The organism is Streptomyces sp. NPDC001709 (assembly GCF_053596375.1).
The window spans coordinates 24,809-50,436 of the sequence record NZ_JBSFGB010000027.1 but is presented as its reverse complement, the minus strand read 5'-3'; the positions used below and the strand labels follow the sequence as shown (position 1 = coordinate 50,436).

Genomic DNA, 25,628 nt, shown 5'->3' with positions numbered 1-25,628 from the left:
GAAACGGTGTCTAACAGAATTCCCCTTCTACGATCTTGCGTCCGCCGTCGACCCAGTCCCCGTTCGAATTGAAGGCCAGGGAGTGCCGCCCGTCCTCCGTCGTCACCGCCGTCGACACGGAACCGTGGATGCCGCCGTCATGGCCCCACACTCGAACACCGCAGCTCAGCGAGGTCTCCATGAGGCCGAGGCCGTAGCCGCCCGGGGAGGGGGAGTCCTTGACCTCGACCGTGGTCTTCATCTCCTTCAGCTGCCGCGGCGGAAGGAGCCGGCCGCCGAGCAGAGCGCCGTAGAAGCGGTCCAGGTCGGCGGAGTCCGAGATCATCTCGCCCGCGGAGGAGGCGATGGAGGGGTTGAGGGTCGTGACGTCGTAGGTGGGGCCTTTCGGGTCGGTGAATTTCGAGTAGGCCCTGCTGCTCGGGTGCGGGACGGTGATCGTCGTACCGGGCAGGGACGTGGCCCTCAAATGCAGGGGGGCGATGACGCGCCGGGTGATCTCGCCGGCGTACGGGTGTCCCGTCACCTTCTCGATCACCATGCCGGCGACCACGAAGTTGGTGTTGGAGTAGCGCCAGGACGTGCCCGGCGCGAAGTCCGGCGCGTGCTTCATGGCGATCGCCACCAGCTCGCGCGGCGTGAGCGTGTCGTAGCGGTGCCGGTAGAAGCCGTCCGCGGTGAAGTAGGCGCGGCCGAAGTCCTCGTCATCGGTGTAGTTGTAGATGCCGCTGGTGTGGTTCAGCAGCTGGCGGACGGTGATGTGCCGGCCGTCGTGGCCATGACCCTGAACGACACCGGGCAGCCACTTGTCCACGGTGTCGTCCAGGGACAGCCGGCCCTCCGCCTCCAGCTGGAGCAGGACGGTGGCGACGAAGGTCTTGGTGATGCTGCCGACGCGGTAACGGTCGGCGGTGGAGCGCGGCTCACGCGTGCGGATGTCACCCACGCCGGCGGTCATGGACCAGGTGCCGTGGGCGTCCTTGACGGTGGCGGTCACTCCGGGCGCACCGGCCGCGACCACCGCCTCGACGGCCTTGCGGGTGGCGGCGTGCCCCTCGTGCCCGGAGGCGGCCACGGCCGGGGCCGCCAGGGTGCCCGCGAGGAGCAGGGCCGCGGTGCCCACCAGAGTCGTGCGTACGCGCATGTCTTCCCCCAACCTGTGTGTTCGGTGCGGTCGGGAGAAGAAACCTGTGCCGGATGCGCGAAGGTTGCCTCACCATAGGCCAGTTGGGTGAATATCAGCCCTTTTTCAGTACGAGCTCGGTGTTCCGGTCGGCCGCGCCGCCCGCGAGGGCCTTGGAGGCGCCGGGGGCGTTGTAGGCCAGCTCGCGGTAGAGGGCGGCGAGGCCGGTCTGGGAGAGGTCGGCGAAGTCGGTGCGGTGCGGGGCGGCGGACTCGATCAGCGTGGTGAACAGGGAGATCGTGCCGTCCTTGTTGTCCACCAGCTCGATGATGCGGGCCAGGTGGGGGAAGTCGATGTGCGAGGCGGTGGAGATCTCCCAGAAGGAACGGCCGCCGGAGGCCTTGTGCGGGGTGATGACGTTCTTGTGGACGTGGCCGTTCACCCAGGCCAGCACATTGGCGTGCGCGCCCAGCACGGAGAGCACCTCGGCACCGCCGTGCCGCTTCTCGCCCGGGCGGGCCGGGTCGGGGCGGGTGTTGTCCATGCTCTGGCTGGTGTGGTGACTGAAGACGACGGCGTAGGAGTCCCTGTTGTCCTTCAGCGTCCTGTCCAGCCAGTTCAGCTGGGCGGTGCCGATGGAGCCCTCGTAGTGCCCGCCGGCGTCGGTGGTGTCGAGGCTGATGCCGATGACGTCGCCGGAGATGCGGAAGGCGTAGTACTGGGTGCCCGCGTCGAGGTTCGCCGAGGAGTAGCCGTGGCCGGCCGGGCCGCGGCCCTGGTAGGCCGGGTCGAGGTGGGCCTTGAGGTAGTCGGCCGGGGTGTAGGGGGCGCGCCTCTCGTCCGGTGTGACCGAACGCATCGAGCGGGCGTGGGCCTTGAGGAAGTCCCGGTAGCCGGCGCCCTTGGGGTCGGTGCCGTTGTTGATGGAGGTCAGGAGTTTCCTCGCGTCGGCGGCCGGGACCTGCATCAGCTTCTTGCCGCCGATGGCCGCCTCGGCGAGATAGGGGTCGCCGTGGGAGCCGTAGGCGCCAAGCGCAAGGGCGTCGTGGTTGCCGACCGTGGAGTACCAGGGCAGGTTGAGGCCGGGGCTGCGCACCTCGCGGATCGCGGCGGCCAGGAAGCCCTTCAGCTGCGGGAAGCCGAGCGCCTTGTCGTTGTCGCGGAGGCTGGCGTCGGGCTGCCAGAACAGCTTCAGACCGCTGTTCTGCACACCCTCGTAGTGCCCCGGGTCACCGGAGTTGGGGCTGATCCGGCCGCCGCTCATCACCTTCATGAACCACTCCAGCTCGGAGTGGGCGTTGTTGTCGGTGTTGTCGCCGGTGGTCATGACGAAGTGCAGCGGGGCTCCGGTGACGGGGGCACCCTTGAGGGCGTTGACCCGCTCGACGAGCGCGATCGCACCGGGCACGGTGAGCGCCTCCTGCGGCCGCCAGGTGTGCGGGTCGGCCGCGCGCAGGAACTCCCAGCGCAGCGGGTGCTGGACGTCCATCAGGTGCAGGTCGGTGAACTGCACGAACGCGGCGAGGGCTCGACGGCGGCTCGCGCGGCCGGACTTGGGCGTGGCCAGCTCGCCGCGCACCACGCGCGACCAGCCGGGCCCGTCGCCGAGCCGGCGGTAGCCGGAGCTGGTCCGGGGTGCGGCGACGGAGGCGAGCGTGGTGCCCTTGGTGTAGGGGGCGAGCGGGGTCGCCGCGGCGGCCTGCCCGGAGTGGGCGACCGGCGCCGCGCCCGTGGTGGTCGCGGCCTCGCTGTCGGTGGGGCGCAGGGCATAGCCGACGCCCGCGGAGAGCGAGACCGCTCCGGCGGCGGCGAGGACGGTACGGCGGTGGACCCCCAGAGCGGAGGTGGCGACAGAGCGTGTGCGCGACATGGCGCGATCTCCCCGAGTGCGAACGCGTCGGCAGTGGTCGCGGGTCGTCGCTCGCGCGAACGCCCCGCTCGCTCTGGATGGTTGGCACCGGGGATGACCTGCGCGTGAACACGGCGGCAACGCGCAGCGCCGATCACCGTACGTGGATCACGGGGTAGGGGACGCGGTCATGGAGTGGTTCTCGGGCGGCCGAGGGGTGGTTACTCCTCGTTCATCTCCCGGGGTAGGGGAGGGGCCTCGGCGGTGAGACGGCCGTTCGCGGGGCGTTCCCGCCAAAGGCGCAGCGCGATGTCGACCAGGGGTATCCGGTTCAGGTCCGGTACGGCCGAAAGCTGCTGCCATGCGGCGAAATCGGTGGAGCCGCCGACCTCGTAGCGGAGTTCTCCGTCGACGACCTCGCCTTCGTAGACGATCCGCAGGGCGTGGTGGTCGGTACGGCGGTGACGGCCCAGCCGAAACCGGCGCGAGTCCACGCCGAGGAGACCGGTCACCGCGATGCGGTAGCCGGTCTCCTCGGCGACCTCGCGGCGGACGGTGTCGTACGGGTCCTCGCCGTGCTCCATGCCGCCGCCCGGCAGCACCCATTCGGGAGTTCCGCCGGGGCCGGGTGAACGAGCGAGCAGGATCCGTCCGTCGCGGACGCACACGGCGTAGGCCGCCACCCTCAAGTTCCGTCGCATCCCCGGACGTTAGCCCGGCACGTCCGGGTTGGCCGGTGAATATTCGGGGGCGGACCAGCGCAGCGGCAGGGCGGCCGGGGTCCACCGGGCCTCGGCGAGGGTGAAGCGGACGCTGCGTGTGCCCGCGGCGGTGAACGCGGTGTGCGCCTCGCCGGTGAGCTGCAGGGTGGTGCCGGTGGTCCAGTCGAGGAACAGCACTCCCGCGCGGGGGTCGGTACGGAGATTGCCGAGGGTGAGGAACATGGCGTTGCCGGGGTAGTCCGGCCAGGTCAGTTCGTGTGGCGCCGTGACCTGGACGAAGCCGGGGTTGCCGCCGCGGTGGCTGACGTCGGTTCCACTGGGGTGGACCGTGGCCACGAAGAAGGTGTCGGCCGCCCGGATGAACTCCGTTGTCTGAGCGTCGAGTTCGGTCAGCGTACGGGGGTTGCCCGGGGTGCGGTTGCCGAGTGTCTCGTACGACTCCCTGCGCTGGATGTATTTGGGGCAGTTGGAGAAGACCTGGTCCGCTTCCACGGCGAAGCCCCTTGGTGTCGGCCGCAGCCGGCCGTTGAGGCGCATGCGGCGCCGGGTGCGGGGGTCCAGGGCGATGGTGCCTATGCGGGTGCCGGGGGTTTCGAGGGCCGTGGTGAGCGGGTCGGTCGGGTCGTCGTTCGGGTGCGGGTTGTCCGTGGTTGCTCGCGCGGTTCCCCGCGCCCCTTCAGGTCGGCCGCTCAGCCGCCCGCCAGACCCATGCCCGGCACCCGTGACGACCGACATCTGCCTCGGCCCCGTGGCCCGGACGAAGCCCGGTGTGCCCGTGAGCGCCGAGGCCCACACCCTCCCCGTCCCCGGGTCCGCCGCGCCCACCACCAGCTGCGGCTGGAGTTCCAGGAAGGCCGCCGCGATCGGCTTGATGTCCTGGCCCAGGGAGCGGCCCACGTGGGCGGCGCGATCGCGGACGCCCATGAGCTCCTGTACGGCCAGGGAGCCCTCGTGATAGGTGGCCATGATTAGAAGAAGCCGCAGGTCGGGGCGCCCGTGTGGGGGGCCGGGGCGCCGTCGGGGCCGAGGGGGGCGGCGATCTCCAGGCGGATGCCGTCGGGGTCGTGGAAGAAGATCCCGCCCGAGGTCCCGCCCTCGCGGTGGGCGACCACGCCGTCGTAGGCGAACTCCACTCCGGCGGCCCGCAGCGCGGTCTCGTAGTCGCGGACGCGGTCGATCGAGTCGACCGTGAAGGCGAGGTGGTGCAGTCCGGGCCGGGTGCTGTCGTACGCCCCCTGCGCCTGCTGCCAGAGGGTGACGAGCGGGGCGCCGCCGGTCTCCCCCAGCATCGCCCAGCGCTGGTCGTCCTCCTTGCCCTCGGCGAGCACGGCGAAGCCGAGGAGGTCGCGGTAGAGGACGAGGGAGCGGTCGAGGTCGGTGACGTTCAGGCCTGCGTGCGCGATGCGCGGAGCCATGGGGTTCCCCTTCGAACTGTCTGAGCTGTCTAACCTTCATCATGAGATTAAGAGGTTAGGGGGGAGTCGGTCAACCGGTTACATACAATTGAGCGGTTAGAAGAAGAGGAGTGCCCGATGTCCACCGCCCGCGATCCCCGCCCGCTCACCGGCGAGCCCCTCGCGCTCGACCTGCTCAACACCCGGTGGAACCGGGAAGGCGTCACCCAGGACCTGCTCCGGGACACCGAAGGACTGGCGGTGTGGCTCGCGAGCAACGGGCTGGCCGGCGCCCATCCGGCCGACGCGGCGGTGCTGCGCCATGTGCGCGAGGCCCGCGAGGCGATCGCGGCCGCGGTGCACGGGGCGCCGCGGGAGGCGGCACCGCTCGTGGACGCCGTCCTGGCGCACGGCCGGATCCGGGCCCGGCTGACCGCGGACGGCCCCGCCGAGGAGCCGGAGTTCGCCGATCCGTCCTGGGGGCCGGCCTGGCTCGCCGCCCGCGACTACCTGGACCTGCTCGCCCGGGGCCCGGAGCGGATCCGCACCTGCGCCGGCGGCAGCTGCATCCTGCACTTCTTCGACACGTCCCGGAACGGCACCCGCCGCTGGTGCTCGATGGCCGCCTGCGGCAACCGCGCGAAGGCGTCCCGGCATTACGCGCGCTCGAAGGAGAGCTAACCCCATAGCGGGTTTTCCCCATACCTCCATATCGATTCGGTCAACGGTCCCAAAAATCCGACCCCTTGGGTAAAGCTGAGCGCTCTCGCTCGCTCCTTTACCTGAGGGATGCCGATGACCCATATATCCGAGCGCACTCCCCTGCCCGGTCCAAGACGCCTGGCCCGCATAGCCGTGGCCGTGGGCGTGGTGGCCGCGCTCTCCGCGGCCGGGCCGATACCCCTGGCCCTCGCCGCGGACACCCCGCCGACCGGCACCGGCGTCAAGTCCGCCCACGACAAGCTCGGTTCGGACGACGCCGACCTGCTCGCCGAGGCCCAGGCCGACGGCGACAAGAACGTCACCATGATGATCGCGACGGCCCCGGGACAGACCGAGCAGGTCGCCGAGGAACTGGACGCGGTCAAGGGCGGCTCGGTGGGCCGTACCTACGACAAGCTCGGCTATGTCCGCGCCACCGTGCCGACGGCCAGGGCCGACGCCGCCATCAAGGCCGCGGCCGAGCTCCCCTCGGTGCACGCGATCGACCTCAAGCAGGAGATCCCGCTCGACGACCCGGCTCCGGGCGGCGGCGCCACGTCCGCCGGCAATTCCGCGGCGGGCACGGCCGCTTACTCCGGGCCGGGCAGGAACACCTCGGCGGAAAACCCGTACAACCCGTCCTTCGAGACCGGCGCGGTCGATTTCGTCAAGGACCACCCGAAGTGGGACGGGCGCGGCATCACCATCGGCATCCTCGACTCCGGCGTCGACCTCGGCCACCCGGCGCTGCAGAAGACCACCACCGGCGAGCGGAAGATCGTCGACTGGGTGACCTCGACCGACCCGATCGTGGACGGCGACGCGACCTGGCGCCCGATGGTCACCGCGGTCTCGGGGCCCAGCTTCTCCTACGGCGGCGCGACCTGGACGGCACCTTCCGGCTCGTTCGAGATCAGCACCTTCAAGGAGTCCGCCACCACGGGCGGCGACGAGAAGGGCGACCTCGACCGCGACGGCGACACCACCGACAGCTGGGGCGTGCTCTACGACCCGGCGGCCGGGACGGTCACGCTCGACCTGAACAACGACCACGACTTCACCGACGACACCCCGATGAAGCCGTACAAGGACGGCTACCAGGTCGGCTACTTCGGCACCGACGACCCGAAGACCGACGTCGTCGAGCGGGTGCCGTTCGTCGTGCAGATCCGCAAGGACGTGCCGATGGACCCCTACGGCGGGACCTGGGTCGGCAAGAAGGCGGACTTCGTCAACATCGGTGTCATCGAGTCCGAGCACGGGACGCATGTCGCGGGCATCACGGCCGCGAACGGCCTGTTCGGCGGGAAGATGAGCGGCGCGGCCCCGGGCGCGAAGATCGTGTCGTCCCGCGCCTGCACCTGGAGCGGCGGCTGCACCAATGTCGCCCTCACCGAGGGCATGATCGACCTGGTCACCAACCGGGGCGTCGACATCGTCAACATGTCGATCGGCGGCCTGCCCGCGCTGAACGACGGCAACAACGCGCGCGCCGAGCTGTACACCCGGCTCATCGACACCTACGGCGTCCAGCTGGTGATCTCCGCGGGCAACTCCGGCCCCGGCGCCAACACCATCGGCGACCCCGGTCTCGCGGACAAGGTGATCTCGGTCGGCGCGGCCATCTCCAAGGAGACCTGGGCCTCGAACTACGGCTCGGCCGTGGAGAAGCCGTACGCGATGATGCCGTTCTCCTCGCGCGGCCCGCGTGAGGACGGCGGCTTCACACCGACCCTGGTGGCGCCCGGCGCCGCGATCAACACCACCCAGACCTGGCTGCCCGGCTCCCCGGTCCCCGAGGCGGGCTACTCGCTGCCGGCCGGCTACTCCATGCTCCAGGGCACCTCGATGGCCTCCCCGCAGGCGGCGGGAGCGTCGGCGCTGCTGCTGAGCGCCGCCCGGCAGAAGGGCATCGAGCTGACGCCCGCGAAGCTGCGCACCGCGCTCACGTCGACGGCCGACCACATCAAGGGGGTTCAGGCGTACGAGGAGGGCGCGGGCCTGATCGACATCGTGGACGCGTGGGACGCGATCCGCGACGACGCCGACGCCCACGACTACACCGTCAAGGCCCCGGTCGACACCGCGCTCGACCAGTCCCTGAAGACCCCCGGCTTCGGGACCGGCCTGTACGACCGCGAGGGCGGCCTGAAGGCGGGCGAGAAGAAGACGTACGACATCACCGTCACCCGCACCTCCGGCCCGGACAGGGCGGTGTGGCACGAGCTGCACTTCGAGAACAACGCCGGGCGCACCTTCCGGATCGTCGGCGAAGACGTGGTGAGGCTGCCGCTGAACCAGCCGGTGACGGTGAAGGTCCAGGCGGCCCCGGCCTCGGCGGGCGTCAAGAGCGCGATCCTGGAGGTCGACGACCCGAGGACGGAGGGGATCGACAAGCAGATCCTGACCACGGTCGTGGTCTCGGCCCCCGTGCACCACACCTTCTCGGCGACGGGTTCGGTGCAGCGCAACAGCACGCGGTCGTACTTCCTGACCGTGCCCGAGGGCGCGAAGTCGCTCGAGGTCGCGATGAGCGGGCTCGCGGACAAGAGCCAGACCCGGTTCATCGCGATCCACCCGTACGGCACTCCGGTCGACAACACCGGCACCCCGTACTGCTACCCCAACTACCTCGACGGCAACGGCTGCAAGCCCGACGTGCGCTCCTACGCCGACCCGCAGCCCGGTGTCTGGGAGGTGGAGGTCGAGTCCCGGCGTACCTCCCCGCTGCTGGACAACCCGTACACGCTGGACGTCTCCGTCCTCGGCGCGGCCTTCGACCCGGAGACCGTGACCGTGCCCGAGGCCAAGGCCGGCACCCCGGCCGGCGTCTCCTGGAAGGTGACCAACACGTACGCGGCCCTGGACGGCAAGCTGGTCGGCGGCCCGCTCGGCTCGGCGAAGACCGCCCGCCCGTCCATCAAGGAGGGCGAGACGCAGACCACCACGGTGGACGTCCCGGCCGGCGCCAAGTCGCTGGACGTCGCCATCGGGGGCGTCTCGGACACGGCGGCCGACCTCGACCTGACCGTGTACGACGCGAGCGGCAAGCAGGTCGCGCAGTCCGCGGACGGCGACTCGGAGGAGGCCGTCTCCATCCCGTCCCCGGCCGCCGGGACGTACACCATCAAGGTCGTGGGGTACTCGGTCCCGTCCGGCTCGACCGACTACGACTACCGGGACGTGTTCTTCTCCCCCACGCTCGGCACCGTCACGGTCGACGACCAGGCGCCGGTCGCGCTCGGCACGGGCGACTCGGCCACCGTCACCGGGCAGGTCACGGCCGCGGCGGTGGCTCCGGCGGGCCGTGAGTTCTTCGGGCAGGTCCAGTTGGTGAACGCGCACGGTACGGTCGCGGGCATCGGCAGCGTGAAGATCGAGAAGGTCACGCCGTAACGGGGTGACGCCTCGGGAGGGGCGGGTGTCCGTACCGGGCGCCCGCCCCTTGGCGCTTCCGCTCTCAGGGCGCGTCGGCGGAAGGGCACGTGATGTGCCGGGACTTGGGCAGCGCCTCGGTGATCCAGGCCCGGTTGACGGCCACGCGGGTGTCGCCGACGGCCCACAGGCTCGCGTTCCGCTGCCCCACGCCGACCTGCACGAGCACATGCTGTCCCGTGCGCGGGGCCGGCTTCGCGCCGCCGTCGAGGAGGAAGCTGACCTGGGCCGGTCCGTGCGCGGGCTTGTAGGAGCGGATCACGGTCAGCGTGACCCGGGTCCAGGGGGTCGGCTTCCCCCGCTCCACCGTGGCCACGGTGCCCTCCACGACCGTCCTGGAGCAGGCCAGGTCGAGTTCCGGGTCGGCCGGTGGCCCGCCGTCGCCGGAGACCTTGGCCGGAGCCTGGCCCACGCTCTTGTCCGCGGCGCTGCCGGCGGCGTCCTCCTGGCCACCGGAGTGCACGACCAGCCAGCCGAACCCGACGACCAGCGCGCAGGCGGCGGCCCCGGCGAGCGCCCCGAACGCGACCCGCGACACCCGCCGCGGCCCCGAGGGCCGACCGGGCCGCAGGGGCCGCGGGGGCTGCAGGGGCCTCGGGGGCCGCTGGGGTCGCGAGTCCTCCTCTGTGGACGCCGCCTTCTCGCCCCGTCTCCCCGGAGCCGCCTCCTCCCCCGTCAGCGCCTCCGCGAGCCAGGTCAGCTGCTCCTTCAGCACCGCCACATCGGCCTCGGCCGCCCGGTGCTCGGCGAGGAAGGCCGCATCCCGCCGGGCCTCGTCCGGCAGCGGTTCCCCGGTGATGGCGGCCATCAGCGCATCCATACCGCCGCTCTCCCCGGCGTCCCCCGTACCGTCCGCCCCCCGCGCACCCCCGATTCCGGCGGTCACGTCACACCACCTCGTCCTCGTGCAGGCGGTCGCGCAGGGCGCGGACCGCCGTGTGCAGCCTGCTCTTGACCGTGCCCTCGGGAATGCCCAGCTCCTCGGCGATGGCCCGCACGGGCAGGTCGGCGAAGAAGCGCAGGACGAGTACCTGCCGCTGGGCGGCGGGCAGTTCGTCCAGGCCCTGGGCGACGGCGAGGGAGAGCAGGCTGGTCTCCTCCCCGGAAGGGTGCGCGGGCTCGCGCAGCGCGGCCAGCCGCTCCCCCAGCCTCTCCTGGCGCCGCTTGGCCCGGTGCCAGTCCATGGCGAGGTTGGAGGCGACCACCGCCGCCCACGCCGAGACGTCCCGCGGCGCCTCCCGCCCGCTCGCGGTCCGCTCCAGCAGCCGCAGCCGTACCTGCTGCACCCCGTCCGGCAGGTCCGACTGCGGCACCCCGCCGAGCGCGAGCACCGCCCGCACCCGGCGTTCCTGGGCCGCGTCCAGCGGGTCGTCGCCGGTACGGTCCCCGCGGTCCGTACCGGCGGCGTACGCCCCCTGGTCGCGGCGCGCCCCTCCGCGCAGCACGAGCCACCCCCTCACGCGTTTGCCTCTACGACGCGGCAGCGGGCCGGAACGTTCGGACCGGTTTCCGGCGGTCCGCAGAGGCGTACGTCACACCGCCGTGTGGCCGGGAACCGGCACGGGCAGGCACGGGACAGCACAGCTTGCGGCACGGGCGCCCGGCGGAGGGAATTTCTCCAGCTCACAGCGGTGTCCGGCGGACGTACGGAACCGTCCGCAGGGTGATCGTGTCCCACTCCTCGGGCACGCCCCGCAAAGAATTGGACAGGTGGACCGGGGTCGGCCGCATGATGGAAAAGCCCCGGTCATGGACGAGACACATAGAGGGAGTCGCTGTGAGGGTCGGAATCGTCGGAGCCACCGGTCAGGTCGGCACGGTCATGCGCAGGATCCTCACGGAGCGGAACTTCCCGGTGACCCAGCTGCGGCTGTTCGCCTCGGCGCGCTCGGCCGGCACCGTGCTGGACGGGGTGACGGTGGAGGACGCGGCGACCGCCGACTACACCGGCATGGACATCGTGATCTTCTCCGCGGGCGGCGCGACCTCCAAGGCGCTGGCGCCGAAGGTCGCCGCCCAGGGCGCCGTAGTGATCGACAACTCCTCCGCCTGGCGCAGGGACCCGGACGTACCCCTGGTGGTCTCCGAGGTGAACCCGCACGCGGTCGCCGACCGCCCCAAGGGCATCATCGCCAACCCGAACTGCACCACGATGGCCGCGATGCCGGTCCTGAAGCCGCTGCACGAGGAGGCGGGCCTCGAGGCGCTGGTCGTCGCCACCTACCAGGCGGTGTCCGGCTCGGGCCTCGCGGGCGTGGCCGAGCTGCACGGCCAGGCGCAGAAGGTGGTCACGGACGCCGACAAGCTGACCCACGACGGCGCGGCGGTCGACTTCCCCGAGCCGCAGGTCTACAAGCGGCCGATCGCCTTCAACGTGCTCCCGCTGGCCGGCTCGATCGTCGACGACGGTCTGAACGAGACCGACGAGGAGCAGAAGCTGCGCAACGAGTCCCGCAAGATCCTGGAGATCCCGGGCCTGAAGGTCTCCGGCACCTGTGTGCGCGTCCCGGTCTTCTCCGGCCACTCCCTCCAGGTCAACGCCCGCTTCGCCCGCCCGATCTCCCCGGAGCGCGCGACCGAGCTGCTCGCCAAGGCCCCGGGTGTGGCCCTCTCCGACATCCCGACCCCGCTGCAGGCGGCCGGCCAGGACCCGTCGTACGTCGGCCGCATCCGCCGCGACGAGACGGCCGACCACGGCCTCGCCCTGTTCATCTCCAACGACAACCTCCGCAAGGGCGCCGCGCTGAACGCGGTCCAGATCGCGGAGCTGGTGGCGGCGGAGCTGTCCGCGAAGTAACCCCACCCGCACGGCACAGGGGCGGTCACGATCACGTGACCGCCCCTGTCGTGTCGTACCAGCCGGGCGGATGTCCGAGGGGGAGGTTCCCGGCTAGTCCCGCCGTACCTCGTACAGGAAGCAGCCGTACTCCACCGCCCGCACGTGCACCAGCGCCACCTCCGGGTCGGCGAAGGCCCCGGCGAGGGCGGACGGGAAGTCGTCGTCCGTCAGGTGGCCGCCCAGGATCCGGCCGTCGGCGGAGTAGCGGCGCAGTACGCGGTGGGCGTCCGTGAAGGGCAGGGCGGGGTCGGGCGACGGGCCCGGGCAGTCCCCGGCGTGGATGAAGACCGGGCCCTGCTCGTCGTAGGCCCCAGGTGCGGCGCCCGTCTCGGCCGCCCAGCGGCGCAGGGGCGCGTACGACACCAGGGCGATCCGCTCGCCCGGCTCGCTGCGGCGCAGGCAGCAGCGCAGCGGGGCGCCGCCCTCCGCGTCGGTGAAGGGGGCCGCCGGGGGGCGGCCCGCGTCGTCGGCGGTGCGCAGTTCCTCGAGAACCTCGGGCGGGATGGGGCGGGCGGTGTACGTCGTCGTGCGGGGTGTCGTCGTCATGGGTCCAGCGTGCTGCCGCGGCGCCCCGCTCACCGGCGGGAACCGGACATCGCGTTCCCCCTGGCTCCCATGGAAGGATGGCGCAACCCACACATAACGAGGAGATGACCGCGTGCCTGGCACAAACCTGACTCGCGAAGAGGCACAGCAGCGGGCCGAGCTGCTCACCGTTGACTCGTACGAGATCGATCTCGACCTCTCCGGCGCGCAGGAGGGCGGTACCTACCGGTCCGTGACCACGGTGCGCTTCGACGTCGCCCGTAGCGGGGCGGAGTCGTTCATCGACCTGGTGGCGCCGACCGTCCACGAGGTGGTCCTCAACGGCGACCAGCTGGACCCCGCCGAGGTCTTCACGGACTCGCGGATCGCCCTGCCGGGGCTGCTGGAGGGGCGCAACGTCCTCCGTGTCGTCGCGGACTGCGCCTACACCAACACCGGCGAGGGACTGCATCGCTTCGTCGACCCGGTCGACGAGCAGGCCTACCTCTACACCCAGTTCGAGGTCCCGGACGCCCGGCGGGTGTTCGCCTCCTTCGAGCAGCCGGACCTGAAGGCCACCTTCCAGTTCACCGTGCGCGCTCCCGAGGGCTGGACGGTGGTCTCGAACTCGCCGTCCCCGGAGCCGCTGGACAACGTCTGGTCCTTCGAGCCGACCCCGCGCATCTCGTCGTACATCACCGCGCTGATCGTCGGCCCGTACCACTCCGTGCACAGCGTGTACGAGAAGGACGGGCAGAGTGTGCCGCTGGGCATCTACTGCCGTCCGTCGCTCGCCGAGTTCCTGGACTCGGACGCGATCTTCGAGGTGACCCGGCAGGGCTTCGACTGGTTCCAGGAGAAGTTCGACTACGCCTACCCCTTCGCGAAGTACGACCAGCTGTTCGTGCCCGAGTTCAACGCGGGCGCGATGGAGAACGCGGGTGCCGTCACCATCCGCGACCAGTACGTCTTCCGGTCCAAGGTGACCGATGCGGCGTACGAGGTGCGGGCCGAGACGATCCTGCACGAGCTGGCCCACATGTGGTTCGGCGACCTGGTCACCATGGAGTGGTGGAACGACCTGTGGCTGAACGAGTCGTTCGCCACGTACACCTCCATCGCCTGCCAGGCCGCGGCCCCCGGCTCGCGCTGGCCGCACTCGTGGACCACGTTCGCCAACTCGATGAAGACCTGGGCGTACCGGCAGGACCAGCTGCCGTCCACCCACCCGATCATGGCGGACATCCGTGACCTGGACGACGTGCTCGTCAACTTCGACGGCATCACGTACGCCAAGGGTGCCTCCGTCCTGAAGCAGCTGGTCGCGTACGTCGGCCAGGACGAGTTCTTCAAGGGCGTGCAGGCCTACTTCAAGCGGCACGCGTTCGGCAACACCCGCCTGTCCGACCTGCTGGGCGCGCTGGAGGAGACCTCCGGCCGCGACCTGAAGACCTGGTCGCGGAAATGGCTGGAGACGGCGGGCATCAACATCCTGCGGCCCGAGGTGGCCACGGACGCCTCCGGCGTCATCACCTCCTTCGCCGTCCGCCAGGAGGCCCCGGCGCTGCCCGCCGGCGCCAAGGGCGAGCCGGTGCTGCGCCCGCACCGCATCGCGATCGGCCTGTACGACCTCGACGACGCGACCGGCAAGCTGGTCCGCGCCGACCGGATCGAGCTGGACGTCGACGGCGAGCTGACGGCCGTACCGCAGTTGACGGGCGAGCGCCGCCCGGCGGTGATCCTGCTGAACGACGACGACCTGTCGTACGCCAAGGTCCGCCTGGACGAGCAGTCGCTCGCGGTGGTCACCGAGCACCTCGGCGACTTCACCGCGTCCCTTCCCCGGGCCCTGTGCTGGGCGTCGGCCTGGGACATGACGCGGGACGCCGAACTGCCCACCCGGGACTACCTCTCGCTGGTCCTGTCGGGCATCGGCAAGGAGTCGGACATCGGCGTCGTGCAGTCGCTGCACCGCCAGGTCAAGCTGGCGATCGACCTGTACGCCGACCCGGCCGCCCGCGAGTCCCTGCTGGCCCGCTGGACCGACGCCACGCTGGCCCACCTGCGCGCGGCCGAGCCGGCGAGCGACCACCAGCTGGCCTGGGCCCGCGCCTTCGCGGCGACGGCCCGCACCCCGGAGCAGCTGGACCTGCTGGAGGCGCTGCTGGAGGGCACCCAGACCGTCGAGGGTCTGGCCGTGGACACCGAGCTGCGCTGGGCGTTCGTGGAGCGTCTCGCGGCGGTGGGCCGCTTCGACGAGGCGGAGATCGCGGCCGAGTACGAGCGGGACAAGACCGCGGCCGGTGAGCGCCATGCGGCCACCGCCCGCGCGGCCCGCCCGACGCCGGAGGCCAAGGCGGAGGCCTGGGCCTCGGTGGTCGAGTCCGACAAGCTGCCGAACGCCGTGCAGGAGGCCGTGATCGGCGGCTTCGTCCAGACCGACCAGCGCGAGCTGATCGCGCCGTACGCGGACAAGTACTTCGAGGTCCTCAAGGACATCTGGGACTCCCGCTCGTACGAGATCGCCCAGCAGATCGCCACCGGCCTGTACCCCGCGGTCCAGATCTCCGAGGAGACCCTGACCAAGACGGACACCTGGCTGACCTCCTCCGACCCGAACGCGGCCCTGCGCCGCCTCGTCTCGGAGTCCCGCTCGGGCATCGAGCGGGCGCTGAGGGCTCAGGCGGCGGACGCGACGGCCGGTCAGTAGTACGGCGGTGAGGGGCGCCCGATACGACATCGGGCGCCCCTCACTTGTGCGCGGTCGTGCCGGCCGCCGCGTTCCCACCCGAGTGGCCGCGGGCAGCCGCCTCCCGCAGTGCCCCCAGCACATGTGTCACCGCCCGGCCCGTCTCCCCGCCCCGGCGTACCGCCGCCGTCACGTGCCGGACCGGCCCGTCCGCTCCGAGGTCGCGCATCACCACCCCGTCGCGGCGGCCCGCGGCCATGCGTGGGACCAGGGCCACGCCCATGCCCGCCTCCACCATGGCGAGGATCGCGGTCCAGCCGGAGGCCGAGTGGCCCTGGTGGGGGCTGAAGCCGGCTGCCTCGCAGGCGCGGCGGGTGATGTCGGACCAGGGGCCGCTGCCGCCGAAGATCCAGGGTTCGGCGGCCAGGTCGGTGAGGGTCAGGGCAGGGGCCGTGGCCAGGGGGTGGCCGGGGGGCAGGGCCACGTCCAACGGGTCGGCCAGCAGGGGGACTTGGGTGTAGCGGGGGTCGGCCGCGCTGGGGGCGGACGCCGCGAGGGACAGGGCGACGTCGACCTCGCCGGCGGTCAGGAGGTCGTAGGCCTCGGCGGCCTCGGCCTCCCGGATCCGGACCGTCACTCGGGGGTGCGTGTCCCGCAGGGCCCGTACGGCCGGTACGACCAGGGCGGGTACGGACGTCGAGAAGGCACCGACCCGGACCTCCCCCGCCTCCCCCTGGGTGTAGGCCGCCAACGCGGCCTCCGTGCGCTCCAGTTGCTCGAAGACCGGCTCGGTGTGGGTCAGCACCAGGCGGGCCGCGTCGGTGAGGCGGACCCGGCGGCCCCGCGCCTCCAGCAGGGGTACGCCGAGTTGCCGGGAGAGGTTGGTGAGCTGCTGGGAGACCGCGGACGGGGTCAGGTGCAGGGCCTCGGCCGTCGCGGTCACGGTCCCCCGCTCGCGCAGGGTGCGCAGGATCTGCAGCTTCCGGATGTCCCACTCGGCCATGCCGGAAAGCTACACGTCAACGGCGTGGACCCGCGCCCAGCACCACCCCGCCCAGGATCAGCGCCATCGACAGCAGTTGCGGCAGGCCCGTCGTCTCGCCGAGTACGGCCCAGGACAGCAGGGACACGCAGACCGGCTGGAGGTAGTAGACGATGCCCGCGCGGGTCGCGCCGATCAGGGTGATGGCCTTGTTCCAGGCGAAGAAGGCCACCGCAGAGGAGGCCACGCCGACGTAGAGGAGGGGCAGGACCGTGCCGGGGGTGGGGTGGAAGGAGCCCTGCACGGTCACGCTCACCGCCTGCACGGGCAGCAGCAGGACCGTGCCGGTCAGGAACGTGGTGAACAGGAAGCCGGTGCCGTGGAGTTCGGCCGGCCTGCGGCGCAGCAGCGCGCTGTAGCCGGCGAAGCAGCAGGCGGCCGCGATCATCCACAGGTCGCCGGGCGAGAAGTCGGCGCCGCCGCCGACCAGCAGTGCCACGCCCGCGCAGGCGATGAGCAGCCCGGTGGTGCGCCGCGCGCCGAGCCGTACGCCGCCGAGCCGTTCGAACACCGCCATGAGCACCGGTGAGGCCGCCATGATCATGCCCATGGTGGCGGCCGGGGTGGTCAGTCCGGCCTGGTTGACGAGGGTGTTGTAGACGGCCACGCCGAGGAGGGACGCGAGGAGGACGTAGCGCGCGTGGTGGCGGATCAGCGCCCGCTGCCGCCAGGCCTGGCGGGCGCCGAACGGGGCCACGGCGACGAGGGCCACGACCCAGCGCCAGAAGGCGTGCTGGACGGGCGGGACGCTGTCGTGCAGGCCGCGGGAGGCGACGAAGCTGCCGGACCAGATGAGGGTGGCGAGGGCGGCGAGGGCGAGGCCGGCCGCGGGGGCGGCTTTGCGGGCGGGTGGGGCGGAGGTGGTGGTCCTGGGCAGGACGGCGGCCACGGGGCTCCTTTCGGTGGTGGTGTGTCCCTACCGTCGCAGCACCGGATCCATCAGGTCCATCGAATCTTTTCGAGCATTCTTTTCAGCTGACCTGAAAGGTTGGCGGTTGCCGCTGCCGAGCTGACCCGCCAGCGTCGCGCCGAACGCCAGCACCATGCCCGCCACCTGCACCGGCGTGAGCGCCTGACCGAGGGCCGCCCAGCCGACGACGGCCGCGGTCAGCGGGGAGAGCGGGCCGAGGAAGGCGACCTGGCCGGCGGTGAGCCGGCCGATACCGCGGAACCAGAGCCAGTACGCCACCGCCGTGTTGGCCAGGGCGAGATAGAGGTAGCCGCCTACGGCACCGGCGTCCAGGGCGGGCGGGGCGCCCTCGGCCAGGACGGCGACCGGCGCGATGAGCAGGCCGCCCGCGGTGAGCTGCCAGCCGGTGAGCGTGAGCGGGCCGACGCCGTCCGGGCGGCCCCACCGCTTGGTCAGCACCGTACCGGCGGCCATCGAGGCGGTGGAGGCGACGGCCGCGAGCGCGCCGACGGCGTCGAGCGTTCCGGTCCCCTGGAGGACGACGAGGCTGACGCCGAGCGCGGCGGCGACACCGGTGACGAGCGTGCGCGGGGCGGGGCGCTGCCCGAGCAGCAGCGCCGAGAGGCCCACGACGAACAGCGGCTGGACCGAGCCGACGACGGCCGCCATTCCGCCGGGCAGCCGGTACGCCGCCACGAACAGCAGCGGGAAGAAGGCGCCGATGTTCAGCGCGCCGAGCACCGCCGACCGCCACCACCAGCTTCCGCGCGGCAGCACCCGGGTCAGCGCCAGCAGGACGAGTCCGGCGGGCAGGGCTCGCACGAGCGCCGTGAACAGGGGGCGCTCCGGCGGCAGGAACTCGGTGGTGACCGCGTAGGTGGTGCCCCAGGAGACGGGCGCGAGCGCGGTGAGGGGGATGGCCAGGGATCGCTTCACGACCAGGTCCCTTCGGAGTCGGCGAGGCGTCGGGTCCGCCCGGAGTCGGGGAGGGACGGGATCCGGGTCCCTCCGGGAACGGCGAGGGACCGGGGCCATCTGGAGTCGGCGAGGGGCACGATCCGGGGCCCTCCGGGAACGGCGAGCGGTCGGGGCCCTCCGGGATCCGCGAGGGATCGGGGCCGTCCGGAGTCGGCGAGGGGCTGGGTCCGGGGCCCTCCGGGAACGGCCAGGGACCGGGGCCCTCCGGAGTCGGCGAGGGGCTGGATCCGGGTCCCTCCGGGAACGGCGAGCGGTCGGGGTCCTCTGGAGTCGGGGAGGACGGGGGACGGCTGGGCGGGGGCGGGGGCCGGTGGGATGGGGCTCGGGGTGGGGGCGCCGCCGCGGGTCACCGTTGCCGGGAGTGGTCGTACCGCCTCCTCCGGGAGCCGGCGTTCCGCCCGGATCAGGAGGGCGGCGGCCGCCGCCGAGGTCACGATGAGGGCGGCCCACGGTGCACGGCCGTCCAGGGCGAGCAGGGCGGTGAACAGGGAGGGCGCCACGGCCTTCGCCAGCGACCAGGACATCTGGTAGGCCGCCAGGTACCGGCCGCGCACCGCTTCCGGCGCCGCCGCCACCGCGAGCACCTGGGCGGCGGGGCTGTGGATCAGCTCGCCGACGGTGTAGACGACGACCACGGCGATCAGGGCCACGCCCAGGACGGTGGTCGAGCCCGGCCGTACGGTGCCGAGCACGATCTGCGCGGCGAAGGCGGTCGCGAACAGGCCGCCGCCCAGCGCCGCCGCCCTGGTGCGCCGGGCCCCGGCCCTGCGGACCCGGGCGCCGACGCCGACCCCCGCGACCGCGCACATCACGGTGTTGAGGGTGAAGGCGGCGCCGGTGAGCACCGAGGGCCCGTGCAGCCACTCCACCATGAACAGCGGGAAGAGCACCGACAGGGCCGAATAGCTCAGCGCGTTCAGGAAGTTGGCGCCGGTGACGACCAGGAAGGGCCCGTCGGCGAGGACGAGCCGGTAGCCGGCGCCGGTCCGGCGGGCGACCGGGGCCCTGTCGGCCCCGTCGGCCGCGGGCACCGGCCGCACCGGCCGCACCGGCCTCAGTGGCCGCAGCAACAGCGCCGCGACCGCGAAGGAGAGGGCGTTGCCCCAGGCCGCGTAGGTGTAACCGGCGCTGCCCGCCAGGGAGATGACCAGCGTGGCCAGCAGCGCGCCCGCGCCGTTGCCGGCGTTCTGCAGCGCGCGCGTCGACGCCTGCAGCCGGTCCAGTCCCGCCCCGCTCGCCACCTCCCCGATGAGGGACTGCTGGGCGGCGGGGAAGGCCCGGTCGGCGGCGGCCGTGACCAAGGCGACGGCCGCGAAGGCGGCGAGGGAGTGGGCGAAGGGGTAGAGAGCGAAGCCGGCGACCCGGACGCCGTAGAGCACGTACTGGATGCGCTTCGCGCCGTAGCGGTCCACCGCCGCGCCGGCGAGCGGGAGTGCGGCGATGCCCACGAGGCCGGTGGCGGTGAGCACGGCACCCACGACCGTGAAGGACAGCCCGGTGACGGCGTGGAAGAAGACCAGCGTGAACGGGACGTACATGCCGGTGCCGATGCCGTTGACGGCGGCGGTGACCGGCAGGGTCCATTCGCCCGGGATGCGTTCGCTCTTACTTTTCACCGTGTCCCCCGAACTTTTCACTGCGTCCCCCGAAGTAGCTTGATGGAAAGTAGCTTAGCAGCAAGCTACTTTCCATCAAGCTACTTTCTTGCTGGCGACCTCCCGGGAAGGCGATACTCGGCACATGAGCGCAGGCAAGGATCCCGTCGACGCGATCATCGAGCAGTGGGCGGCCGTGCGGCCCGACCTCGACTCCCGGGCGATGGAGGTCTTCGGGCGGATCTACCGCCTCTCCCGCACCATGGGCGACCGCATGGAGAAGGCGTACCAGCCCTACGGCATCTCACGCGGCGAGTTCGACGTGCTCGCGACCCTGCGCCGCTCCGGCGAGCCGTACACCCTCTCGCCGCGCCAGCTGTCGGCCACCCTCATGCTCACCACCGGCGGGATGACCGGCCGCCTCGACAAGCTGGAGAAGGCCGGCCTGCTGCGCCGCTCCCCCGACCCGCACGACCGCCGGGGCCTGAAGGTCACCCTGACCGGGAAGGGGCTGGAGATCATCGACGCGGCGGTCGGCGCGGGCCTCGCGGTCCAGACGGCGGCCCTGTCCCTCCTGGACGACGAACAGGTCGGCCAACTGACCGACCTGCTGAGGGAGTTGCTCGCCGGAACCCTGGAGGCGGAGCACTAGCCGCCGACGTGCGCGGCGATCGCCGCCTCGATGTCCGCCGCGGTCGCCGTGTCGGCGGCCCAGGCCGCGTATCCGTCGGGGCGGACCAACACGGTCGTACGGCGGTCACTCGCCCAGCGCGCCACGGCCAGCCGGTCCGCGCGGCCCGCTCCCGGCTCGTACGGCTCCGGGGTGATCAGTACGAAGCCGCCGCCGCGCAGCGCCTCGTACAGCCGGCCGCCGCCGGCCAGGGCGACGTCAGGGACGCGGGCGCCGGTGAGGCGGTGGGCGCCGCGGGGTGCGGGGTAGCGGTAGCCGATGCCGGTGACCTGGGCGGCGACCTTGCGCCGGGCGGGGCCGACGGTATTCAGGAACGTGGTGAGCGCGGCGCGGGCCGCGAGGGTCCAGGGGCGCTTGGCCATGGCGAGGCGGACGATCCCGCCGCTGCTGCGCAGCACCGCCCTGCCCACGGGGTGCCGCTCGGCCTGGTAGGTGTCGAGCAGCGCGGGGTCCGCGTGCCCGTTGACGACCGCGGCCAGCTTCCAGCTCAGATTGGCCGCGTCCTGGAGCCCGGTGTTCATGCCCTGGCCGCCGGCCGGGGTGTGCACATGCGCGGCGTCGCCGGCCAGGAAGACCCGCCCGACCCGGTAGGCCGGCGCCTGCCGTTCGTCGCTGTGGAAGCGGGACATCCAGCGGGCATCGCGCATCCCGAAGTCGCGGCCGAGGGCGAGGCGGGTGATCTCCTTGACTTCGGCCAGGTCCAGCGGCGTGTGGTCGGGGACGTCGCGGCCGCGGTACCAGCCGATCACCCGGTAGTACCCGTCGCCGAACGGTGCGAGGAAGGCGAAGGCGTCGCCGACGGCGTTGACGGTGAGCAGGGTCGGCGGCTGCTCGGCGAGCCGGACGTCGGCGAGGACCACGGAGCGGATCACCGATTTACCCGGGAAGGGCAGCCCGATCGCGTCCCGTACGGCACTGCGCATGCCGTCGGCGCCCACGACGTACGCCGCCCGGAGGGTCTCCGTACGCCCCTCGGGCCCGCGCGCCGCTGCGGTCACCCCGTCCGCGTCCTGGGTGAGCCCGGTCAGCTCGGTCTCGTACCGGAAGTCGACGCCCGCCTCGACCGCGCGCCGCTCCAGGACCTTCTCGACCTCGTACTGCGGGAGGACGAGGAGGTGGTCGAAGCGGGAGGGGAGAGCGGCGAGGTCGACGGAGAGGCGGCCGAAGAGGCGGAGGCGGTCGAGGGGCTGGCCGGCCTTTTCGAGGTCGTCGGCGAGAGCGCGGGCGTCGAGCTGTTCGAGGGTGCGGGCGTGCAGGACGAAGGCGCGGGAGAGGTTGCTGATCCTGTGGGGCCGCTTTTCGAGGACGGTGACCGGGACACCGGCGGCGGCGAGGTCACCGGCGAGGAGGAGGCCGGTGGGTCCGGAGCCTACGACGATGACGTTTCCCTTGGTGCCGTTCATGGGAGCCTCCTGGGTGCCAACACTTGTTGGTCAACGCTTGTTGGCAACGGTAGGACTGGACGCGGAGGTTAGTCAACACCTGTTGGCACATAAGTGTTGGCACACGGCTGTTGGCCCACACTGGTTGGCCCACGCATGTCGGCCTACGCTCGCTGGCATGACCGGCAGCACAAAGACGAGCCAGACACGCCGCTCCGACGCCACCCGCGCCGCCATCCTCGACGCCGCCCGCGAGCGTTTCGCCGCCGACGGCTACGAGCGGGCCACGATTCGGGCGATCGCCAAGGACGCGAGGATCGACCCGTCGATGGTGATGCGCTACTACGGCAGCAAGGAGGGCCTGTTCGCGGCGGCCGTCGCGCTGGATCTGCGGATGCCGGAGCTGACGGCGGTACCGCGGGACGAGGTCGGGCGGACGCTGGTCGGCCACTTCCTCGGCTTGTGGGAGGAGAACGAGGAGCTGACGGCCGTCCTCCGGGTCGGCGTCACCAACCAGGCCGGGGCCGAGCGGATGCAGGGCATCTTCCGGGACCAGCTGCTGCCGGTGGCTCGGCAGGTGTGCCCCGACCCCGAACAGGTCCCGGCACGGGCCGCGCTGTGCGCCTCACAGCTGCTCGGGCTGGCCCTGACCCGCTATGTACTGCGCATCCCGCCGGCGCGGGAACTGACCCGCGAGGAACTGCTGGCATGGCTCGCCCCGACCGTGCAGCGCTACCTGACCGCACCGAGCCCCTGAGCCGCACCGCTCGCGCGTGAGCGGGCCGTCCGCGAGGCCGGGGAGGTCGTGCGCGCGGACAAAACGCCGAGGGCGCCGGCCTCGCCCCGGTGCGGCGGTGTGCGCGTACCGGCGGGAGGGGGGCGCCCTCGGCGGAAGAAAACCGGAGTCCGGTCAGGCCTTGGCGCCCGCCCCGGCCTTCGCGTCGGCCTTGGCCGAGGCGGCGGTGCCCGGCTTGGTGACCTTGATCTTGGACTTGTCCAGCGCCATCACCAGACCGGCGATGACCACGAACAGGGCGATCGGGAGCAGCACGTAGAGGCCCAGCGTCTGGATGACGCTCAGGCCGGGGCCGGGGTCGTCGCCGTCATCGCGGGTCAGCGCGAGCGCGGGGGACGACATGAGCAGCATCATCAGCGTCGTACCGGCGGCCAGGGCACCGGCGCGCAGGGCGTTCTTCTTGTCCACGACCTCAAGTTAGCGAACCACCCGGAAGGACGCGCGCCCGGGGTCCCGTAGCGGACCTTCACACGTCTGTGACCTGCTTGAACACATCGAGTAGTGCCCGCATTCGGGGGGATGCGGTGAGTTCCTCCAGCGGCACCGGCCGGCCCTCCCGGTCGGCGATCGGCAGCCGCCAGTTCGGGTACTGGTCCCAGGTCCCGGGCAGGTTCTGCGGGCGGCGGTCGCCGATGCCGTCCGGGAGCCAGACGCCGATCAGGCGGGCCGGGGTGCGCAGCAGGAAGCGGTGGACGGCGCGGATCTCCTCCTCCTCGTCGGTGCCGGGCGGTCCGGCGGCCGTCAGGTCCAGCAGGCCGAGGCTGCCCAGCAGGGCGAGCCACTCGGCGGTGTCGGCGGTGGCCTCGGCGCGTTCCTCGGTCGCCGGGCGGGTGAGCAGGCCCAGGCGGTCGCGCAGGTCGACGTGGTCGCCGGTGAGCCGGGCGGCGGTGGGGGGCAGATCGTGGGTGGTGGCGGTGGCCAGGCAGGCCGCGCGCCAGCGGTCGGGCGGCAGCGGGCGCCCGTCGCCCTCCCAGTCGCGTTCGAACCACAGCACCGAGGTGCCGAGCACCCCGCGCCGCCGCAGCGTCTCGCGCACCCCGGGCTCGACGGTGCCCAGGTCCTCGCCGATGACGACCGCACCGGCGCGGGTGGCCTCCAGGGCGAGGATCGCGAGCATGGCGTCGGCGTCGTAACGGACGTACGTGCCCTCCGTGGGGGCGCTGCCCTGCGGGACCCACCACAGCCGGAACAGGCCCATGACGTGGTCGATGCGCAGCGCACCGGCGTAGCGGAAGAGGGCGCGCAGGAGATCGCGGTAGGGGGCGTACCCGGTGGCGGCGAGCCGGTCGGGGCGCCAGGGCGGCAGGCCCCAGTCCTGGCCGCGGGCGTTGAAGGCGTCGGGCGGGGCGCCGATGGAGGTGCCGGCGGCGAACACGTCCTGCTGGGCCCAGGCGTCGGCGCCGACGGGGTGCACGCCCACGGCGAGGTCGTGCACGATCCCGACGGGCATGCCGGCCTCGCGCGCGGCGCGCTGGGCGGCGCGGAGCTGGTCGTCGGTGAGCCAGGCGAGGCGGGCGTGGAACTCGACCCGGTCGGCGAGGGCGGCACGGGCGCGGGCGGTCTCGGCCGAACGGGGGTCCCGCAAGGCCGATGGCCACTGCTGCCAGTCGGAGCCGTGGGTCTCGGCGAGGGCGTACCAGGTGGCGTGGTCGTCCAGGGCCTGGCCGTGGGCGGCGCGGAAGTCGTCGTAAGCGGCCCGGCGGCCCGGGCCGAGGGGGACGGCCAGGACCAGTTCCAGTGCCTCTCGCTTGATCTCCCAGACCACGTCCCGGTCGATGAGGGCGCCCTTGTCGAGGACGGCGGCGCGCAGTCGTTCGGCCCGGTCCAGCAGGGCGCTCAGCCGTTCGCGATCCTGGACGTACGCGAACTCGGGGATCGCCTCGATCCGCAGGTGCACGGGGTCGGGGAAGCGGCGCGAGGACGGGCGGTACGGGGAGGGGTCGGTGGGCGCGCCGGGTACGGCCGCGTGCAGCGGGTTGACCTGGACGAATCCGGCGCCGGCGGTGCGTCCGGCCCAGCCGGCCAGCTCGGCGAGATCGCCGAGGTCGCCCATGCCCCAGGAGCGGCGGGAGAGCAGCGAGTACAGCTGGACGAGCAGGCCGTGGGAGCGGCCGGGCGGGGCGGGCAGCCGGTCGGGGGCGACGACGAGGTGGGCGTGGCCGGTGCGCCCGTCGGGTGCGAGGGCGGTGACCCGGTGCACGCCGAGCGGCAGGTCCTCGGCCGCCTCCCGCTCCTCGCCCGCCTCGGTCTCGATGCGCAGGCGGGTGCCGGGCGGCAGCGCGGCGAGGGCGGCGGGGCCCTGCGGGTCGCCGGCCCAGTGCACGAGGGTCGGCGGCAGCAGGCGCTCGCGCAGCTCGCGTTCCCGTGCGGCGAGCGCGGTGCGTACGGCGTCGGGGCCGGTCGCGTCGACGCCGAGGGCGGCCAGGGCGGCGATCACGGCGGAGGCGGGGACGGTGACCGTACGGTCCGGGGCGGGGCTGTAGGAGGTGGCGACCCCGTGCAGCTCGGCGAGCCGGGACAGGTCCGGGTCCTCGCGCGCCGCGGTCATCTACAACCCCGTACCGAGGGTGCCGGTTTCGTACGACCCCGTGCCGAAGGCGTCGGTCTCGCTGGTCAGCGGGGTGGTGTCGGTGAGCGGCGGCTCGCTGGTCAGGGGCTCGAGGTCGGGCAGTGGCGGTTCGCTGGTCAGCGGGGCCTGGGCGCAGGCGCCCTCCGCGCTGAAGACGCTCAGCGGTGCCTTGTCGGTCGCGGCGGACGGATCCGCCTCGGGTTTCCACTGGGCCGGGATCGAGAGTCGAGCCGGTGCGGGCACGCGGGCCTCCTTCAGTCGGCCGAACGAGTCGGTCGGACATCGAGTCGGTCGGATGGTGCGGCTTTGAACGGGTTACGGCAGACCTACCCAGACACAGCGTCCGCACTCGCTCCCATTCCCGGAGCACCTGAAAGGGGTGGCCGTGAT

22 protein-coding genes are annotated in these 25,628 nt (G+C 72.5%); 6 read left to right on the top strand and 16 right to left on the bottom strand.

Annotated elements, in window-relative coordinates:
• Positions 1-10: 10 nt before the first annotated feature.
• The 5 genes from ACWC0C_RS32560 to ACWC0C_RS32540 all read right to left on the bottom strand — a co-directional run bounded on the left by ACWC0C_RS32560 (position 11) and on the right by ACWC0C_RS32540 (position 5,106).
• Positions 11-1,141, bottom strand: a complete 1,131-nt coding sequence (locus tag ACWC0C_RS32560; RefSeq protein WP_450867680.1) for a serine hydrolase domain-containing protein — start codon at positions 1,139-1,141, stop codon at positions 11-13.
• Between the two features lie 94 nt (positions 1,142-1,235).
• Positions 1,236-2,990, bottom strand: coding sequence for a TIGR03767 family metallophosphoesterase (locus ACWC0C_RS32555; RefSeq protein ID WP_450867678.1), 1,755 nt, complete (start codon positions 2,988-2,990; stop codon positions 1,236-1,238).
• Positions 2,991-3,190: 200 nt separating this feature from the next.
• Positions 3,191-3,670 (bottom strand): NUDIX hydrolase, encoded by a 480-nt coding sequence (locus tag ACWC0C_RS32550; protein ID WP_449195160.1) that lies wholly within the window; start codon positions 3,668-3,670, stop codon positions 3,191-3,193.
• Positions 3,671-3,679: 9 nt separating this feature from the next.
• A complete protein-coding gene (locus tag ACWC0C_RS32545) occupies positions 3,680-4,657 on the bottom strand; it encodes a pyridoxamine 5'-phosphate oxidase family protein (protein WP_450867676.1) in 978 nt (325 codons plus the stop codon).
• A gap of 2 nt (positions 4,658-4,659) precedes the next feature.
• A complete protein-coding gene (locus tag ACWC0C_RS32540) occupies positions 4,660-5,106 on the bottom strand; it encodes a VOC family protein (protein ID WP_450867674.1) in 447 nt (148 codons plus the stop codon).
• A gap of 117 nt (positions 5,107-5,223) precedes the next feature.
• Between ACWC0C_RS32540 and ACWC0C_RS32535 the strand changes: the two genes are divergently transcribed.
• On the top strand, positions 5,224-5,766 hold the full coding sequence (locus ACWC0C_RS32535; protein ID WP_449195163.1) for a CGNR zinc finger domain-containing protein: 543 nt from the start codon (positions 5,224-5,226) through the stop codon (positions 5,764-5,766).
• 114 nt (positions 5,767-5,880) lie between these two features.
• Positions 5,881-9,183, top strand: coding sequence for a S8 family serine peptidase (locus tag ACWC0C_RS32530; protein ID WP_450867672.1), 3,303 nt, complete (start codon positions 5,881-5,883; stop codon positions 9,181-9,183).
• A 64-nt stretch (positions 9,184-9,247) separates the two neighbouring features.
• On the opposite strand, the gene ACWC0C_RS32525 is transcribed toward ACWC0C_RS32530, so the two are convergent.
• Positions 9,248-10,108 carry a hypothetical protein gene (locus ACWC0C_RS32525; RefSeq protein WP_450867671.1) on the bottom strand — a complete coding sequence of 287 codons (861 nt, stop codon included), beginning with the start codon at positions 10,106-10,108 and terminating at the stop codon, positions 9,248-9,250.
• A gap of 1 nt (position 10,109) precedes the next feature.
• Positions 10,110-10,667: a sigma-70 family RNA polymerase sigma factor gene (locus tag ACWC0C_RS32520; protein ID WP_450867761.1), complete on the bottom strand. Its 558-nt coding sequence runs from the start codon at positions 10,665-10,667 to the stop codon at positions 10,110-10,112.
• 332 nt (positions 10,668-10,999) lie between these two features.
• Between ACWC0C_RS32520 and ACWC0C_RS32515 the strand changes: the two genes are divergently transcribed.
• Positions 11,000-12,019 (top strand): aspartate-semialdehyde dehydrogenase, encoded by a 1,020-nt coding sequence (locus tag ACWC0C_RS32515; RefSeq protein WP_450867669.1) that lies wholly within the window; start codon positions 11,000-11,002, stop codon positions 12,017-12,019.
• A 93-nt stretch (positions 12,020-12,112) separates the two neighbouring features.
• Here ACWC0C_RS32515 and ACWC0C_RS32510 read toward each other — a convergent pair whose 3' ends face one another.
• Positions 12,113-12,607 (bottom strand): DUF1203 domain-containing protein, encoded by a 495-nt coding sequence (locus ACWC0C_RS32510; RefSeq protein WP_450867668.1) that lies wholly within the window; start codon positions 12,605-12,607, stop codon positions 12,113-12,115.
• Between the two features lie 112 nt (positions 12,608-12,719).
• Here ACWC0C_RS32510 and pepN point away from each other — a divergent pair, with 112 nt between their 5' ends.
• The gene (gene pepN, locus ACWC0C_RS32505; protein WP_450867666.1) at positions 12,720-15,296 is read left to right on the top strand and encodes an aminopeptidase N; all 2,577 of its coding nucleotides are present in this window, start codon (positions 12,720-12,722) and stop codon (positions 15,294-15,296) included.
• Positions 15,297-15,336: 40 nt separating this feature from the next.
• On the opposite strand, the gene ACWC0C_RS32500 is transcribed toward pepN, so the two are convergent.
• The 4 genes from ACWC0C_RS32500 to ACWC0C_RS32485 are packed head-to-tail and all read right to left on the bottom strand — an operon-like array spanning position 15,337 to position 19,821.
• Positions 15,337-16,278: a LysR family transcriptional regulator gene (locus tag ACWC0C_RS32500; protein ID WP_450867664.1), complete on the bottom strand. Its 942-nt coding sequence runs from the start codon at positions 16,276-16,278 to the stop codon at positions 15,337-15,339.
• A 16-nt stretch (positions 16,279-16,294) separates the two neighbouring features.
• Positions 16,295-17,206, bottom strand: a complete 912-nt coding sequence (locus ACWC0C_RS32495) for a DMT family transporter (RefSeq protein ID WP_450867662.1) — start codon at positions 17,204-17,206, stop codon at positions 16,295-16,297.
• Positions 17,207-17,233: 27 nt separating this feature from the next.
• Entirely contained in the window at positions 17,234-18,163 is a 930-nt protein-coding gene (locus ACWC0C_RS32490) for an EamA family transporter (protein WP_450867661.1), read from the bottom strand.
• Positions 18,160-19,821, bottom strand: coding sequence for an MFS transporter (locus ACWC0C_RS32485; RefSeq protein ID WP_450867659.1), 1,662 nt, complete (start codon positions 19,819-19,821; stop codon positions 18,160-18,162). The genes ACWC0C_RS32490 and ACWC0C_RS32485 overlap by 4 nt, the downstream gene beginning before the upstream one ends.
• Positions 19,822-19,945: 124 nt before the next feature.
• Between ACWC0C_RS32485 and ACWC0C_RS32480 the strand changes: the two genes are divergently transcribed.
• Positions 19,946-20,452, top strand: coding sequence for a MarR family winged helix-turn-helix transcriptional regulator (locus tag ACWC0C_RS32480; RefSeq protein ID WP_449195173.1), 507 nt, complete (start codon positions 19,946-19,948; stop codon positions 20,450-20,452).
• On the opposite strand, the gene ACWC0C_RS32475 is transcribed toward ACWC0C_RS32480, so the two are convergent.
• On the bottom strand, positions 20,449-21,894 hold the full coding sequence (locus tag ACWC0C_RS32475) for an FAD-dependent monooxygenase (protein WP_450867657.1): 1,446 nt from the start codon (positions 21,892-21,894) through the stop codon (positions 20,449-20,451). The genes ACWC0C_RS32480 and ACWC0C_RS32475 overlap by 4 nt on opposite strands.
• A gap of 157 nt (positions 21,895-22,051) precedes the next feature.
• Here ACWC0C_RS32475 and ACWC0C_RS32470 point away from each other — a divergent pair, with 157 nt between their 5' ends.
• Entirely contained in the window at positions 22,052-22,630 is a 579-nt protein-coding gene (locus ACWC0C_RS32470; protein ID WP_450867655.1) for a TetR/AcrR family transcriptional regulator, read from the top strand.
• 153 nt (positions 22,631-22,783) lie between these two features.
• Here ACWC0C_RS32470 and ACWC0C_RS32465 read toward each other — a convergent pair whose 3' ends face one another.
• Genes ACWC0C_RS32465 through ACWC0C_RS32455 form a run of 3 tightly spaced genes read right to left on the bottom strand, consistent with a single transcriptional unit; the run spans position 22,784 to position 25,481 of the window.
• Complete coding sequence (locus ACWC0C_RS32465; RefSeq protein WP_449195178.1) at positions 22,784-23,077, bottom strand: hypothetical protein; 294 nt, start codon at positions 23,075-23,077, stop codon at positions 22,784-22,786.
• 58 nt (positions 23,078-23,135) lie between these two features.
• A complete protein-coding gene (gene malQ / locus ACWC0C_RS32460) occupies positions 23,136-25,217 on the bottom strand; it encodes a 4-alpha-glucanotransferase (protein ID WP_450867653.1) in 2,082 nt (693 codons plus the stop codon).
• Positions 25,218-25,481, bottom strand: coding sequence for a hypothetical protein (locus ACWC0C_RS32455; protein WP_449195180.1), 264 nt, complete (start codon positions 25,479-25,481; stop codon positions 25,218-25,220).
• Positions 25,482-25,628: the final 147 nt, after the last annotated feature.